This is a genomic window from Streptomyces sp. NPDC001668 (assembly GCF_042893155.1).
Taxonomy (GTDB): domain Bacteria; phylum Actinomycetota; class Actinomycetes; order Streptomycetales; family Streptomycetaceae; genus Streptomyces.
This window is the reverse complement of record NZ_JBIAUQ010000001.1, coordinates 893,352-907,772: the sequence shown is the minus strand read 5'-3', so window position 1 is coordinate 907,772 and position 14,421 is coordinate 893,352. Positions and strand designations below refer to the sequence as shown.

The window sequence follows — 14,421 nt, the reverse complement described above, 5'->3', positions numbered from 1 at the left end:
GCGGTCCTTCCATCGTGCATCCGTTACCTGGTGTGCGGTAGGTTTCGTTATTCTGCCGTTATAAATGGGGGGTCGGTATGCCGTACGGTGACGCCATGAGCGCCAGGACCAGAAGCGAGGAGCGCCGGGCCGAGATCGTCCGGGCGGCCCTGGAGGTCATCGCCGAGCGGGGCTACCGGGCCGCGAGCCTGGCCGCGGTGGCCGAGCGGGTCGGGCTGACCCAGCAGGGGCTGCTGCACCACTTCCCGACCAAGGAAGCGCTGCTGGTCGCGGTGCTGGAGGAGCGGGACAAGTGGGACGCCGTGCCGAACGGCAGCTGGCGGGTCGACCTGCTCACCTCGCTGGTCGAGTACAACGCCATGCGGCCCGGCATCATCCAGACCTTCTCGGCCCTGCTCGGCGAGAGCGTGACGGAGGGGCATCCCGCACGGGAGTACTTCACCGACCGCTACGCCCGGGTGCGCGCGTCGATGGCGGTGGCCCTGCGCGCGGAGTACGGCGACCGCCTCCCGAACGGGCTGAGCCCGGAGCGCACCGCGCCGCTGCTGGTCGCGGTCATGGACGGTCTGCAGTACCAGTGGCTGCTGGACCCCGCGTCGGTGGACATGCCGGAGGCGTTCCGGGACTTCATGCGGCTGCTGGGCGAGCCGGTGGAGTGAGGGTCACTGGCCCCAGGCCACGGCCAGCGCCTTGCTCACCACGCAGACGAGGGCGAAGGCGAACGCCCAGACCGGGGCCCCGGCGGCGAACAGGGCGAGGACGCCCGCCCCGAACCAGAGCAGCTCGAAACCGACGCGACCCGCCCCGCGCACCTTGTACTTCGCGCGCTGCGAGCCGAACAGCGCCCACAGGGCGACGAGTACGGCGGGCGCGGCGAGGCCGAGCAGCCAGGACGCGCCGAAGTCCCGGGTGAAGCCCCAGTACGCGACGGCCGTCAGGGCGCCGAGCTCGATGAGGAAGAGAACGCCCAGGTTGGCTGCCTTCATGGGCCGCAGTATCACCCGGCGGCCGGTACCGCCGCCACGATTTCGATCTCGATCAGCGCCTCGGGCCGGAACAGCCGCGACACCTCGAAGGTCATGCTGGTGGGCGGGGTGCCGGTGAGGAACTCCCGTCGTACGGCGCCGTACTGCTCCAGTTGCGAGATGTCCGTGAGGTAGGTGCGGATGTTGATCACGTCGGCCAGGCTCGCCCCGTGCGGCTCCAGGAGCGCGGCGAGGGTCTCGAAGACGCCCCGGGACTGTTCGGCGAGCGTGGCACCCTCGGCGATCTGGCCGGAGACGAACAACAGGGCGCTGCCGTCGGCCTGTTCGACGCGGGCGACCTGGGAGTAGTAGGGGCTGAGCGGCCGGGGTGCGCCGGCGGGGTTGTCGAGGGTGATCCGCATGCCGTCGACGCTAGGTCCGCCCTTGCGATGCGACAAGCGAATGTCCAGCATGGCTGCCATGCCGAACCCGCATCACCCTGATCCGCCGCCCGACCTCGCCACCGTCTGGCTGCGGGTCTTCCTGGAGGTCGCCCGGCACGAGTCGTTCACCGGGGCCGCGCGGACTCTGGGCTGGACGCAGTCGGCGGTGTCCCGGCAGATCTCGTCGCTGGAGGGGGCGCTGGGCGGGGCGCCGCTGTTCGACCGGCTGCCGCGGGGCGTCCGGCTGACGGAGGCCGGGCGGGTGCTCGTGCCGTACGCGGAGACGGTCGCCGGGGCGCTGCGGGGCGCCGTGCGCGAGCTGGCGGCGCTGCGTGAAGTGGCGGGCGGGCGGCTGCGGTTCGGGGCCTTCCCGACGGCGGACGCGGCGCTGGTGCCGCACGCCCTCGGCGTCTTCCGCACCCGCCATCCGGGCGTGCGGGTCTCCCGCGAGGAGGGCCTCACCCCGTCGCTGCTGGACCGGCTCACCGAGGGGCGGCTGGATCTCGCGGTCGTCTCCACGACCGGGGGTGCCCCGCTGTCGGCGTACGCACTCCACCATCTCCTCGACGAGTCGCTGTACGTCGCCGTCCCGGCCGGGCATCCGCTGGTGGGTGAGGGTGGCGGCCCGGTGCGGCTCGGGAGGCTGGCGGACGCGGACTGGATCTCCGGCAGCCCGCGCCCCGAGGGCACTCTTCTCGACGCGGCCCTGCGGCAGGGCTTCCGGCCGCGGATCGCGCACGTCGTCGGCGAGTGGACCGCCAAGCAGGGCTACGTCGCCGCCGGGCTCGGCGTGGCGCTGGTCCCGGCGCTCGCCGCGGCGTCCGTACGGCCGGACGTCGTGCTGCTGCCGGTGCTCGACGAGGGGGCTCCGGCGCGGGCGGTGTACGCGGCGACCCTGCGGGGACGGTCGCCCTCGCCGGCGGTGGAGGCGTTCCTGAGGACGCTGAGGGAGGCGGGGGCGCGGATTCCCCGTACGCCGCACCCCATGGCGTAGACCACTTCCGTCACGCGATACTGCCGTCGTCCGGCACCACTCGCGCCCCACAGCGACGGAAGGACCTGAACTCCCTTGACATCCCTACGTGTTCGGATCGGCATCCTCGGACTCGCCCTGCTGGCGGGGTCGGCGGCCCCGGTGAGTCCGGCGGCGGCCGCGGCCACGCCCTCGCCCACGGTGGAGGAGCTGCGGCTCGACCAGGCCGTGCCGCGGGAGATCCTCGAACGGTCCGGGTTCGACGTCGTGCCGCCGCGTTTCGGTCGGGCGCTCGGTTCGGCGCGTTCCTACGCACAGGCGCGGAAGGTCGTCGTACGGCAGGGGGCCGCACTGTGGCAGCGGGCCGTCGACCGGGCGCAGGGGCGGGGGCCGGCCGGCGGGGATCTGAGCCGGGACGACGACCGGCCGCTGTACTGGGCGCGGTTGGCGATGACGCGCGAAGTGCGGACCTGGGAGCCGTCGTTCGGGCTGACCGAGACGCAACGTGCCGCCCTGTTGCGTGAGTTGGAGCGGACCTCGCGGGGGCGGACGGCCGTGCGGTATCCGGCCGGTGACCGGGTGAAGCGGGTGCTGGTGACCGGGTTCGATCCGTTCACGCTGGACCGGGACATACGGATCTCGAACCCGTCCGGGGCGAGCGCGCTCGCGCTCGACGGGACGGTGATCGAGACGGCGAAGGGGCCGGCGCGCGTGGAGACCGTCGTGTTCCCCGTGCGGTGGCAGGACTTCACGGACCAGACCGTGGAGCGGGCGCTGCGGCCGTATCTGAAGAAGGTGGACCTCTTCACGACCGTGAGTCAGGGGCGGGTGGGGCGGTTCGACGTCGAGCGGACCAACGGGGCCTGGCGGGGCGGGTTCCCGGACAACGACAACGTCGGAGTGACGGGGGCGGTGCCGGTTTCCGATCCGGCCTCGCAGCCGCAGTGGACGACGACGACACTGCCGTACAAGGCGATCGTGGACGCGGACACCGGGCGTTTTCCCGTCTACGACAACACGAGCGTGACCGAGATCCCCGCGGGCGGGGGCGAGCCCGTCGTCCGTCCGGACGGGCCGAGCCCGGGGTCCACGGCGCGGGCCGGGGGCGGCGGGAACTATCTCTCCAACGAGATCGCCTACCGGGTCACGCTGCTGCGGGACCGGCTCGGTCTGCACGACGTGCTGCCGGGCGGGCATGTGCACACGCCTGTGCTGGAGTTCGGGGCCGGAAACAGCACAGAGGTGACGGATCCGGCGTTCGTGCGCAACCGGCTGGACATCATCGCTCAGGTGCGGGCGATCGTCTCGGTGGCGGTGGGGGCGTAGGGGGTTTCCGGGGAGCAGCTACACGCCGGCGGCCGGGACAGGCCACTTCAGGAAGGCCGCCGTCCCGGTGAAGTCCAGGCGGCGGTAGAAGTCCACGGCTCTGCGGGTCGGGACGGTGAGTTCCACGTCGGCTGCCTCGCGGGCGCGGGTCTGCATCGCCTGGACGAGGCGGGAGCCCGTGCCGTGGCCCCGCAGGGGCGTGTCCACGGCGAGTTCGAGGAGTTCGAGGACGGTGCCGCCCGCGAACAGGGTCATCGTCCGGGCCGCGTAGGCGTAGCCGATCACCTGGGAGTCGCGGACCGCCACCAGGAACTCGGCGCGGCCCTCGGCGGCGGCGTGGAGCGCGCCGGGAAAGGTGACGGTCGTGAAGCGGTCGTGGTCGGGGCGGTAGGTGGTCGCGAAGTCGCCGAGGAGGCGGAAGACGGCGTCCGCGTCCGAGGCGGTCGCCGGTCGCACCGCCGGTTCAGGTGCCGAGTTCACCGGGCACCGTCTCCTCCTCGGGCTCCTCGTCCCTGTCCCCGTCCCGGGTCTCCTCCCCCAGCAGTTCCCGGGCCATCAGCGTCGCCCCCGCCACCGCGCCCGGCATCAGGAACACCGCGACGAAGGGGACCAGGAAGGACAGGCCGAGGGGGGTGCCGAAGCCCCAGACGAGGGTCTTGCGGGAGCGCAGGAGGGTCAGGCGGGCCCGGAGGTCGATGCCCCGGCGCTGGAGGGCGACCGCGGTGAGTTCCTCGGTGAGGAAGAAGCCCGTCACGAAGAAGCCGAGCACCGGGACCACGGTCTGGCCGACGACGGGGATGAACCCCAGGGCGAAGAGCAGGACCGCCCACAGCGCGGCCCGGACCACGATCCGCAGGCTGTCCCTCGCCGAGATCCACAGCTCGCGCCAGAGGGGCAGGCCGGACTCGGGGGCCGTGCCGTCCGGGGAGACGTCCTGGTCGACCTTCTCGGAGAGGTTCTCGTAGAACGGCTGGCCGATGAGAAGGGTGACCGCCGTGAAGGTCAGGACCGCCAGGAGCAGGGCCAGCGCGAACAGGACCACCGCGAGGAAGCCCCGGAACAGGCCCTGCCACGGGCTCGACCAGTCGTCGGCGAAGGGCGTCGACCAGGACACCGCGTCCTCGCCCCAGGTCGCCAGGGCCACCAGTGCCGCCACGTACAGCACCAGGGTGATCAGACCCGGGATCAGCCCGAAGCCGTACTGCTTGCCGTGCCGGGCCACCCACCGCTGGCCCTTCAGGAGATAGTGGAAGCCCGCCCCGAGATCACGCATGGCCAGAACCCTATCGGGTGCTGTTCAGGCCGGGGATACGGCCACCACCACGCCCTGTTCCGCCGCCGGGGACACCGCCGCCGACACCCTCACCGCCACCGCACGGGCCACCCGGCCCGCCTGGGAGGCCGCGGCCATCAGCGCGGGCTGGAGCCGCTCCAGGCCCGACACGCACAGTTCCTCACCGGCGACCAGCACCGGCCGGGCCGCCTTCGCCGTGGCCGCCGCCGCGTCCGTGAGGTCGGCGAGGGGCGGGAGCGTGGCCCGGACGGCGTCGGCTCCGGCGGTGGCCGCGCGTTCGGCCAGGGCCACCTGCAAGGGCATCAGCGGGGCCAGCGCCGCCGTCAACGCGTCCGCGATCCGCCGCAGTTCGGGGGTCGACTCGTGCAGGACCCCGGTCGCCGCGCGGATCAGCGGAGTCAGCGCCAGGAGCGTCCCCGCGGCCACACCCGCCGCGGCGGGGAGCAACGGTGAGGCCGCCTCCACCAGTTCGCCCAGCGCGGTCGCGAACTCCTCGACGGCCGGCTCGACCGCGTCCAGGACGGGCAGGAGGCTGTCGCCCAGGGCCGCGAGGAGCGCCTGGGCCGGTGCGCTGACCGGGTGGACCGCCAGCGGGGCGCCCGTCGTGCCGAGCCGGGTGAGGGTGTCGACGATCCGGTAGAACGCCTCCTGGGCCTGCGGGGACGCGCTCGCCTCGGCCAGTTCCGCCGTCGTCTCGCGCAGCACCCGCAGCACCTCGGGGCCGGAACCGTCCCTCGGGTCGAAGGTGTTGAGCGCGATCCTGGTGACGTTCTGGGCCGTGTCCAGGAGCTGGCCGGTGATGTCGGTGGTGCTGCGTGCCATGCGCAGCAGGTCGTCCCTGCTGGGGAGCGAAGGGATCGTTGCCATGGGCCTCTCCTGTGGACTCGCTCGCCGCCCGCTTCCGCCGCCCTCAGCATGCCCCGTCCGGGCGCCCGAGTCCCGCCGTCCCGGGCATCCGCGTCACGAAGTCCCTCTTGTTGCGGTTGAGTCGAACGGGCACATCGCGCCGTACCGATCTCAGGAAGCTTCGGAGGAGGTCGGGTTCGGCTGCGCGGAGCTGTGGTGCACGGACCCCGGGCCGGGGTGCGGGTCGAGCGGTCGTCGAGCAGCGGCTGAGGTTGAGGAGAGCGGATGACGCAGGAGATCCACGGCACCGTCGCGGACGGCTTCGAGGCGGTGCGCGAGGAGTTCGCTTCTTTCGTGGCCGGCGAGCGGCCCGACTACGAGGGGCAGTTGAGCGCGTTTGTGCACGGCCGGCGGGTCGTCGACCTGTGGGCCGGTGAGGGCGTCGGACCGGACTCCCTCTACGGCGTGTTCTCGTCGACCAAGGGTGCCGCCCATCTGGTGGTGGCGCTCCTCGTCCAGGAGGGCACGCTGGAGCTGGACCGCAAGGTGACCTACTACTGGCCGGAGTTCGGCGCCGAGGGCAAGGGCCAGCTGACCCTGCGGGATCTGCTGGCGCACCGCGCCGGGGTGGTCGGCCTCGACTCCGGTTTCACCGCGCAGGAGCTGGCGGACGACCGGGTGGTGGCGGAACGGCTCGCGGACCAGAAGCCGTTCTGGCGCCCCGGCACCGCCTTCGGCTATCACGCGCTCGTGATCGGCGCGCTCAGCGGGGAGATCGTACGGCGGGCGACGGGCCGTACGCTCCAGGAGGTGTACGAGGAGCGGATCCGGGCGCCGTACGGACTGGACTTCCACCTGGGGCTGCCCGCGGCCCTGGAGCCCCGTTACCGCTCCGTGCAGCCGATGGTCCCGACCGCCGTCCAGCAGGCTGTGCTGGACGCGGCGCCGACGGGTCCGCACACCCTGACCGCGATCGCGTTCAACGAGCACGTGCCGGACCCGGGTGACCTGGCGGGCTACGCCAACTCCCGTGCCGTACGCGCGAAAGGGCCGGCGTCGGCGGGCGGCGTGGCGGCCGCGCGGGGGCTGGCCGGGATGTACGCGGCGGCGATCAGCGAAGTGGGCGACCGGCCGCCCCTGTTGAAGCCGGACACGATCGCGGAGGTGGGCCAGATCCACTCCTGTGGCTACGACCTGGTGGCGCGTGCCCACAGGTCCTACGGCCTGGGCTTCCAGGCCACGGCCGACGTGTGGCACCCCTTCCTCGGGGCGGGCTCCTTCGGCCACAGCGGCGCGGGCGGCTCCCAGGCCTTCGCCGACCCCCGCGGCGGCCTGGCCTACGGCTACACCCGCCGCCGGATGGCGTACCCGGGAGGGGCGGCGCCGGAGAACGAGCGGTTCGTGCGGGCCGTGCACCGGGCGGCCCTGGCCGCGTGAGAGAGCGGAGCCCGCACCCCACGTCCGGGAGTGCGGGCTCGGCGCGGTACGGCCGGCGGAACCCTAGAGCTTGACGATCATCTTTCCGGTGTTGTCGCCGCGCAGGACGCCGAGGAAGGCCTCCAGGTTGTTCTCGATGCCCTCGACGACCGTCTCGCGGTACTTGAGCTGCCCGGACGCGACCCAGGGACCGACCTCGGAGACGAACTGCGGCTGGAGGTCGTAGTGGTCGCCGACGAGGAAGCCCTCGATACGGCCGCGGGTCTGGATCAGACGGGCGAGGTTGCGCGGGCCGGGGGCGGCCTCGGTGTTGTTGTAGACGGAGATCATGCCGCACACCGCGATCCGGCCGCCCTGGTTGAGGGAGCCGATGGCTGCTTCGAGGTGGTCGCCGCCGACGTTGTCGAAGTAGATGTCGACGCCGTCCGGGGCGGCCTCGCGCAGCTGGTCGCTGACCTTGCCGTTCTTGTAGTTGAAGGCCGCGTCGAAGCCGTACTCCTCGACGAGCAGCTTCACCTTGTCGTCCGAGCCGGCCGAGCCGATGACCCGGGAGGCGCCCTTGAGCTTGGCGATCTGGCCGACCTGGCTGCCGACGGCACCCGCGGCGCCGGAGACGAAGACCGAGTCGCCCTCCTTGAAGGAGGCGGTGCGCAGGAGGCCGGCGTAGGCGGTGAGGCCGGTCATGCCGAGGACGCCGAGGTACGTCGACAGGGGCGCGGCGTCCGCGTCGACCTTGACGGCGTGCTTCGCGTCCATGACCGCGTGCTCGCGCCAGCCGAAGAAGTGCAGGACGTGGTCGCCGACGGCGATCCCCTCGGCGTTGGACTCCACGACCTCGCCGACCGCGCCGCCCTGCATGACCTTGCCGAGCTCGAAGGGCGCGGCGTACGACTTCGCGGCGCTCATGCGGCCGCGCATGTACGGGTCGACGGAGAGGTACTTGTTGCGGACCAGTACCTGGCCCGCACCGGGGGTCGGGACCTCGGCTTCGACCAGGGCGAAGTCCTCGGGCTTGGGCCAGCCGACGGGGCGGGAGACGAGGTGCCATTCGCGGTTGATCATGATGCCTGCGACCTTTCCATTTACTTCAGTGCCTTAAACAACCATGCTCTTGAATATTTCAGGTTGTCAAGTAAAGGGGTACCCTGGACTCCATGCCCACTCCTCACAAGCCCCGGCCCGACGCGCTGACCATGGAAGTCGTGGAGCTCATCGGGGACGTGGTGGCCCGCTTCCACTCGGACTACGAGGACGCGGCCGCGGAGCACGCCCTCACCGGGGCGCAGGCGCGGCTGCTGAGTCTGCTGTCCCTGGAGCCGCTGCCCATGCGCAAACTGGCCCAGAAACTGAAGTGCGAGCCGTCGAACGTCACCGGGATAGTGGACCGTCTGGAGGCACGCGGCCTGGTGGAGCGCCGGCCCGACCCGGCGGACCGGCGGGTCAAGGTCGCGGTGGCGACGGAGCCGGGCCTCGAGGTGGCCCGGGACCTGCGGGAGGGACTGCGGTTCGCCCGGGCGCCGCTGGCGGGGTTGTCCCAGACGGAGCGGGAGGCGCTGCGGGATCTGCTGCGGCGGATGCGGGACGCGTGACGCGGGGCCGCGAGCGGAGGGGTGTCCGTGGAAGAGACGTACGTGAACTCTGACGACCGGCGCGTCTGGGCGCTGCTCAGGCAGCTCGACGATCCGGAGCACATGGAGTTTCCGCGCGGCTACGACCACGCTGCCACCCGGGCGCGGTTCGAGCGGCTCGTGTCCCGTCTGGACGAGCGGTTCGGCTGCGCGTGCGACGTCGATCGGCACGTCCAGGACGCCAGCCACCACGGCACGATCGGCGTCCCGCGGAGCGCGACCGACAGCGCGGAGCACATCACCGTGACCGTCAGCAACTTCGGGAACCTGGCCGCCGTCTCGCTCGGCACCCCCGGAAGCCACGACGCCGAGGAGGAGCGCGAGCTCTTCCGGGTCACGGACCGCGAACGGGTCCACGAGGCACTCGAAGCGCTCGGCCATGTCGCCGTCTCAGGGCCCTTGCTGTGGACGGGATACGACGGCGTCAGCGAGCTCGCCTCCTACTACCCGCCCGAGTATCCCCCGACATGGTGGACCCGCTTCTTCCACTACCTGTGACCCGCGCTTCGGGCGGCGCTTCGCACGAGCGAAGCCCTTAGGTGCACCACCACAGGAAGCGTTGGCACTCCGACGGCGACGGGTCGGGACTCGGGGCCGAGGTGGTGGGGGCGGCGGTGGGGGCCGAGCCGCCGCCCGTGGAGGTGGGGGTCGCGGTCGGGGTCGACGCGCCGGGGGACTTCGGGGGCGCGGAATGCGCGGCGGGGCTCTTGCTCGCGTCGGCGTCCTCGCTCTTGGACGCGGAGGCCGACGGGGACTCGGAGGGGCCTGCCGTGGGCGAGCCCGAGGGAACGGTTCCTCTGGTGTCAGCGGTCCTCGACGCCGATTCGCTCGCCTCCGGGGAGCCGCCGCCGTCCGCCGACTCCCCGCCCGCCGCAGCCGGCTTGGGGGAGGATCCCGGGGCGTCCATCCCCAGTTCCGCGAGGCTCAGACCACCGGCCGCGAGCACGAAGCCGGCGGCGACCAGCAGGGTCCGCCGCCGACGTCGACGGTGAGCAGCCGCTTTGCGATCGCGACGACTGGCTCCACCTGTGGGGTCGTCGGGGTCCTCCTCGCCGAACTCCTCGTCGCCGGGGCGCGCGGGGGCCGCATCGCGCTCCTCGGGACTGTCCGTACGGCCGCGTGCGCGCCGCCGTGAGGCGCGGCCACCGGCCGGCTCGACAGCCGCGCTGCCGCTCGCGGCATCGGTATCAACGCCCGCGTCCGCGTCCGCCGCATCCAAGCCCTGGTCTCCGTCGGCACCGGGCCCGGGCCCCGCACCGGCCCCGGTCGGCCCGTGCCCCGCCCCGTCCTCCACCGACCCCCCGCCCACGGCATCACCCGCACCCGGGGCGACCCCGTGGCCGCCTCCGCCGTACCCCACGCCGTCCCGGCCACCGTCGCCATAGGCCACGCCACCCTGACCGCCCACGCGATACACGTCGACACCGGGGCCCGGCCCGGCACCGGCCCCCGTCGACCCGTGACCCGCCCCGTCCTCCACCGACCCCCCGCCCACGGCATCACCCGCACCCGGGGCGACCCCGTGGCCGCCTCCGCCGTACCCCACGCCGTCTCGGCCACCGTCGCCATAGGCCACGCCACCCTGACCGCCCACGTCGTACACACCGGCACCCTGACCGCCGCCGCCATGAACCCCGCCGTACAGCCCGGGCTCCTGGCCGCCGCCGCCGGCGTGCGAAGCAGTGGCCCCGTCCGGCGCGTAGGCGTCGGCGCCCGCGCCGTACGCCGCCTGGCCGCCGTATGCACCCGCAGCCATCTCATGCCCCGCGTACGCGTCCCTCGTGGCGAAACCCTCCGCCCCGACCCTGTACGTCGCGTACGCCGGCGTCACCGACGGGTCCTGCGGCCCCGCCTGGGCCGGTACGCGGGGCGGGTGCGCGCGCAGCTCTTCCATCGGGGTGCCGCACCCCGGGCAGGCGAGGGCGCCGTTGAGGTGCCTTCGGCACGGGTCGCAGTAGTCCATGACGCGGGAAGACTAAGTTCCGCTCACGTGGCTTTCATAGTCACGCCTGTGAAGGTTGTGTGTCGAACTACCCGTTTCGCCGCGGCGAGTTGAGAGACCGGTCAGGGACCGATCAGGCATCCTTCCCGATCTCACCGAAACCGGCTTCGAAAGCCGTGTCGAAAGCAGTGTCGAAACCGTTATGCGTTCGACCCATTGACACTCCCCTCACCCCCTCCTTACTGTCACGTCAGCATTTCGAACGTGTGACGAGATTTCGAACAAACGTCACTGAGCCGACGAAGCAACGAGGGGCAACCGCCGTGCGCATCACCGGAATCAGCACTCACGTGGTCGGGACGCCGTGGCGCAACCTGACCTACGTCCAGGTGCACACCGACGAAGGCATCACCGGAGTCGGCGAGACCCGGATGCTGGGACACACCGACGCGCTGATCGGCTACCTGCGGGAGGCCGAGGCCAATCACATTCTCGGCTCCGACCCGTTCGCTGTCGAGGACCTCGTCAAGAGGATGAAGTACGGCGACTACGGTCGGGCCGGCGAGATCGTGATGTCCGGCATCGCCGTCATCGAGATGGCCTGCTGGGACATCAAGGGCAAGGCCCTCGGGGTGCCGGTCTGGCAGCTCCTGGGCGGCAAGGTCACCGACAAGGTCAAGGCCTACGCCAACGGCTGGTACACCACGGAGCGGACGCCCGAGGCGTACCACAAGGCCGCCCGGGGCGTCATGGAGCGCGGGTACAAGGCGCTCAAGATCGACCCGTTCGGTACCGGCCACTTCGAGCTGGACCACGAGCAGAGCCTGTACGCCGTCTCGCTCATCGAGGCCGTCCGCGACGCCATCGGCCCGGACGCCGAGCTGATGCTGGAGATGCACGGCCGGTTCTCGCCGTCGACCGCCGTCCGGCTGGCCAAGGACCTCGCGCCCTTCAAGCCCGCGTGGCTGGAGGAGCCGGTGCCGCCGGAGAACCTGAAGGCGCTGGAGAAGGTCGCCGCCAAGGTCGACATCCCGGTCGCCACCGGTGAGCGGATCCACGACCGTATCGAGTTCCGCGAGCTCTTCGAGAGCCAGGCCGTGGACATCATCCAGCCCGACGTCGGCCACATCGGCGGCATCTGGGAGACCCGCAAGCTCGCCGCCACCGCCGAGACCCACTACATGCTGGTCGCCCCGCACAACGTGGGTGGCCCGGTGCTGACCGCCGCCTCCCTCCAGGTCGGTTTCACCTCCCCCAACTTCAAGATCCTCGAGCACTTCAACGACTTCGCCGACGCGGACATCAAGAAGGTCGTCAAGGGTGCCCCGCAGGTCGTGGACGGCTACTTCCACCTGTCCGACGCGCCCGGTCTCGGTGTCGAGCTGGACGTGGACGCGGCCGCGGAGTTCCCGCAGCAGCAGGCCCGTTTCGATCTGTGGGCCGAGGGCTGGGAGCAGCGCAAGCCCAAGGGCACCAAGTGAGTTCGCAGGTCGTCATCGAGGGGCCCGGCGAGCACCGGCTCGACGAGCACGCCCCTCGTGAGCCCGCGGCCGGCGAGGCGCTGGTGCGCGTCCACGCCGTCGGCATCTGTGGCAGCGACCGCGAGGTGTACCAGGGCAACCGGCCCGAGGGATACGTCCGTTATCCCCTCACTCCGGGCCATGAGTGGTCCGGGACGGTGGAGGCGGTGGGGGCGGGTGTGCCTTCAACTCTTGTCGGCCGCAAGGTCGTCGGCGAGGGCTTCCGCAACTGCCAGGTCTGCGACCGCTGCCACGCGGGCGAGACGACCCTGTGCACGGCCGGGTACGAGGAGACCGGGTTCACCCAGCCGGGTGCGATGGCCACCACGCTCACCCTGCCCGCACGCCTGCTGCACGTGCTGCCGGACGACGCCGATCTGACGGCCGCCGCCCTGCTGGAGCCGGCCGCCTGCATCGCGGCCGCCGCGATCAAGGCGAACGCGCTGCCCGGCGAGCGGGTGGCCGTCGTGGGCACCGGGACGCTCGGGATGTTCGCCGTTCAGTTCCTGAAGGCGGGCTCGCCCGCCGAGCTGCTGGTGGTAGGGACCCGGCCCGACCGGGCGGAGCTTTCGAAAGCTTTCGGTGCCACCGACTTCCGCACCAAGGACCAGGAGCTCCCCGACGACTTCGACGTCGTCATCGAGACCGCCGGGTCCGCGTCCGCCGCGACCACCGCCGCCTCCCTGCTCAGGCGCGGCGGCCGCCTGGTCCTGACGGGCATCCCGGCGCCGGGCGCCGCGGGCCTCGACCCGACGGACCTGGTCGTACGGCAGCTGGAGGTGCACACCGTCTTCGGGGCCCCGCCGGACGCCTGGGCGCACACGGTGCGGGTCTTCGGCGCCGGTCTGCTCGACCCGCTGCCGCTGGTCACGCACGAGCTGCCGCTCGACGGGTTCCCGGAGGCGATCGAACTGGTCGGTTCCGGTGATCCGATGGTCGGGAAGGTGCTGCTCCGCCCCTAGACGTACGCCGGTACGGGGTGACCTGACCACCCCGTACCGGCGTACACCCAAGACCCGCACGACTTGAGCCGCGAACCTTGTCCGGCATATCGAACACGAAGGACAGCTTGTGACGACCGACGCTTCCGCCACGGCGGCCCGCCGACCCGGTGAGCAGGCGCTCACCGCGCTCGGCCTCGGCGCGCCCGCCCTCGACCCCGCCGACGCCTCGCCGCACACCTTCCCCGGCGGCGGCCGCTGGCGCACCGAGATCCCCTCGTGCGAGGGGCCGGAGGCGCTGGCCGTCGTCCTGAAGGAAGCCTCGCGGCTCGACGTGCCGATCCACCGGATCAGCCAGGGCAGCGGTGTGTGGATGCTGACCGACGCCGAGATCACCGAGATGGTGGAGGCGACGGGCGAACGCGACATCGAGCTCTGCCTGTTCACCGGCCCGCGCGGCACCTGGGACATCGGCGGCTCGACGCGCACCGACTCGCGCGGCGCGGGCCTCAGGGCCCGGGGCCACGACGCTGTGGCCGGTTGTGTCGAAGACGCGGTGCGCGCGACGGAGTTGGGTGTCCAGTGCCTGCTCGTCGCCGACGAGGGCGTGCTGTGGACGCTGCACCGGGCGCGGGCCGCCGGGATCATCCCGGCCGAGACCACGCTGAAGCTGAGCGCGCTCGTCGGTCCGGTCAACCCGGCCGCGTACGCGGTCTACGAGAACCTGGGCGCCGACTCCATCAACGTGCCCAGCGATCTGACGCTCGATCACCTCACCGAGATCCGCCGGGTGTCGGCCGCTCCGATGGACATGTACATCGAGGCGCCCGACGATCTCGGCGGTTATGTGCGCATGTACGAGGTCGCCGAACTGATCAGACGCGGCGCGCCGCTCTATCTGAAGTTCGGCCTGTCGAAGGCCCCCGGGATCTACCCGTACGGGCACCACATGCGCGATCTGACCCTGAACACGGCCCGGGAACGGGTGCGCCGGGGACGGCTCGCCCTGGACCTGCTGGCACGGCATGGAGCGGACGGCGACATGGCGCCGCTCGGCTCGCGGCTGCCGGGTGCGCTGAAGCGTTTCGAAACACCCTCATAACGTT

The 14,421-nt window shown here is 72.0% G+C and carries 16 protein-coding genes; 9 read left to right on the top strand and 7 right to left on the bottom strand.

Annotation, left to right across the window (positions count from 1 at the left end):
* Window positions 1-77: 77 nt before the first annotated feature.
* A complete protein-coding gene (locus ACFYZ8_RS04045) occupies window positions 78-659 on the top strand; it encodes a TetR/AcrR family transcriptional regulator (protein WP_359032660.1) in 582 nt (193 codons plus the stop codon).
* Between the two features lie 3 nt (window positions 660-662).
* Here ACFYZ8_RS04045 and ACFYZ8_RS04040 read toward each other — a convergent pair whose 3' ends face one another.
* Together ACFYZ8_RS04040 and ACFYZ8_RS04035 are read right to left on the bottom strand one after the other, a co-directional pair.
* Entirely contained in the window at window positions 663-986 is a 324-nt protein-coding gene (locus ACFYZ8_RS04040) for a YrdB family protein (protein WP_388538457.1), read from the bottom strand.
* Between the two features lie 11 nt (window positions 987-997).
* Entirely contained in the window at window positions 998-1,387 is a 390-nt protein-coding gene (locus tag ACFYZ8_RS04035) for a RidA family protein (protein WP_388538459.1), read from the bottom strand.
* Window positions 1,388-1,445: 58 nt separating this feature from the next.
* On the opposite strand from ACFYZ8_RS04035, the gene ACFYZ8_RS04030 reads away from it, so the two are divergent.
* Complete coding sequence (locus ACFYZ8_RS04030) at window positions 1,446-2,402, top strand: LysR family transcriptional regulator (protein WP_388538461.1); 957 nt, start codon at window positions 1,446-1,448, stop codon at window positions 2,400-2,402.
* A gap of 75 nt (window positions 2,403-2,477) precedes the next feature.
* Window positions 2,478-3,707: a pyroglutamyl peptidase gene (locus ACFYZ8_RS04025; protein ID WP_388538462.1), complete on the top strand. Its 1,230-nt coding sequence runs from the start codon at window positions 2,478-2,480 to the stop codon at window positions 3,705-3,707.
* Between the two features lie 18 nt (window positions 3,708-3,725).
* Here the strand turns inward: ACFYZ8_RS04025 and ACFYZ8_RS04020 are convergent, their stop codons facing one another.
* Genes ACFYZ8_RS04020 through ACFYZ8_RS04010 form a run of 3 tightly spaced genes read right to left on the bottom strand, consistent with a single transcriptional unit; the run spans window position 3,726 to window position 5,868 of the window.
* Window positions 3,726-4,187 carry a GNAT family N-acetyltransferase gene (locus ACFYZ8_RS04020; protein ID WP_388538463.1) on the bottom strand — a complete coding sequence of 154 codons (462 nt, stop codon included), beginning with the start codon at window positions 4,185-4,187 and terminating at the stop codon, window positions 3,726-3,728.
* Complete coding sequence (locus ACFYZ8_RS04015) at window positions 4,171-4,980, bottom strand: EI24 domain-containing protein (RefSeq protein ID WP_388538465.1); 810 nt, start codon at window positions 4,978-4,980, stop codon at window positions 4,171-4,173. Before ACFYZ8_RS04015 ends, ACFYZ8_RS04020 begins: the two co-directional genes overlap by 17 nt.
* Window positions 4,981-5,004: 24 nt before the next feature.
* Window positions 5,005-5,868: a hypothetical protein gene (locus ACFYZ8_RS04010; RefSeq protein WP_388538467.1), complete on the bottom strand. Its 864-nt coding sequence runs from the start codon at window positions 5,866-5,868 to the stop codon at window positions 5,005-5,007.
* Window positions 5,869-6,132: 264 nt separating this feature from the next.
* On the opposite strand from ACFYZ8_RS04010, the gene ACFYZ8_RS04005 reads away from it, so the two are divergent.
* Window positions 6,133-7,284 carry a serine hydrolase domain-containing protein gene (locus ACFYZ8_RS04005; protein WP_359032676.1) on the top strand — a complete coding sequence of 384 codons (1,152 nt, stop codon included), beginning with the start codon at window positions 6,133-6,135 and terminating at the stop codon, window positions 7,282-7,284.
* A 63-nt stretch (window positions 7,285-7,347) separates the two neighbouring features.
* On the opposite strand, the gene ACFYZ8_RS04000 is transcribed toward ACFYZ8_RS04005, so the two are convergent.
* Entirely contained in the window at window positions 7,348-8,346 is a 999-nt protein-coding gene (locus ACFYZ8_RS04000; RefSeq protein WP_359032678.1) for an NADP-dependent oxidoreductase, read from the bottom strand.
* A 92-nt stretch (window positions 8,347-8,438) separates the two neighbouring features.
* Between ACFYZ8_RS04000 and ACFYZ8_RS03995 the strand changes: the two genes are divergently transcribed.
* Window positions 8,439-8,873 (top strand): MarR family winged helix-turn-helix transcriptional regulator, encoded by a 435-nt coding sequence (locus tag ACFYZ8_RS03995; protein WP_388538469.1) that lies wholly within the window; start codon window positions 8,439-8,441, stop codon window positions 8,871-8,873.
* A gap of 42 nt (window positions 8,874-8,915) precedes the next feature.
* Window positions 8,916-9,410, top strand: coding sequence for a hypothetical protein (locus tag ACFYZ8_RS03990; RefSeq protein ID WP_359032682.1), 495 nt, complete (start codon window positions 8,916-8,918; stop codon window positions 9,408-9,410).
* A gap of 37 nt (window positions 9,411-9,447) precedes the next feature.
* Here ACFYZ8_RS03990 and ACFYZ8_RS03985 read toward each other — a convergent pair whose 3' ends face one another.
* Entirely contained in the window at window positions 9,448-10,806 is a 1,359-nt protein-coding gene (locus ACFYZ8_RS03985; protein WP_388538470.1) for a hypothetical protein, read from the bottom strand.
* 371 nt (window positions 10,807-11,177) lie between these two features.
* Between ACFYZ8_RS03985 and ACFYZ8_RS03980 the strand changes: the two genes are divergently transcribed.
* From ACFYZ8_RS03980 to ACFYZ8_RS03970, 3 genes are all read left to right on the top strand, one after another.
* Window positions 11,178-12,335, top strand: a complete 1,158-nt coding sequence (locus ACFYZ8_RS03980) for a mandelate racemase/muconate lactonizing enzyme family protein (RefSeq protein ID WP_359032686.1) — start codon at window positions 11,178-11,180, stop codon at window positions 12,333-12,335.
* A complete protein-coding gene (locus ACFYZ8_RS03975) occupies window positions 12,332-13,336 on the top strand; it encodes an alcohol dehydrogenase catalytic domain-containing protein (RefSeq protein WP_359032688.1) in 1,005 nt (334 codons plus the stop codon). The genes ACFYZ8_RS03980 and ACFYZ8_RS03975 overlap by 4 nt, the downstream gene beginning before the upstream one ends.
* Window positions 13,337-13,445: 109 nt before the next feature.
* Window positions 13,446-14,417, top strand: a complete 972-nt coding sequence (locus ACFYZ8_RS03970) for a hypothetical protein (protein WP_359032690.1) — start codon at window positions 13,446-13,448, stop codon at window positions 14,415-14,417.
* The last annotated feature ends 4 nt before the right edge of the window (window positions 14,418-14,421 follow it).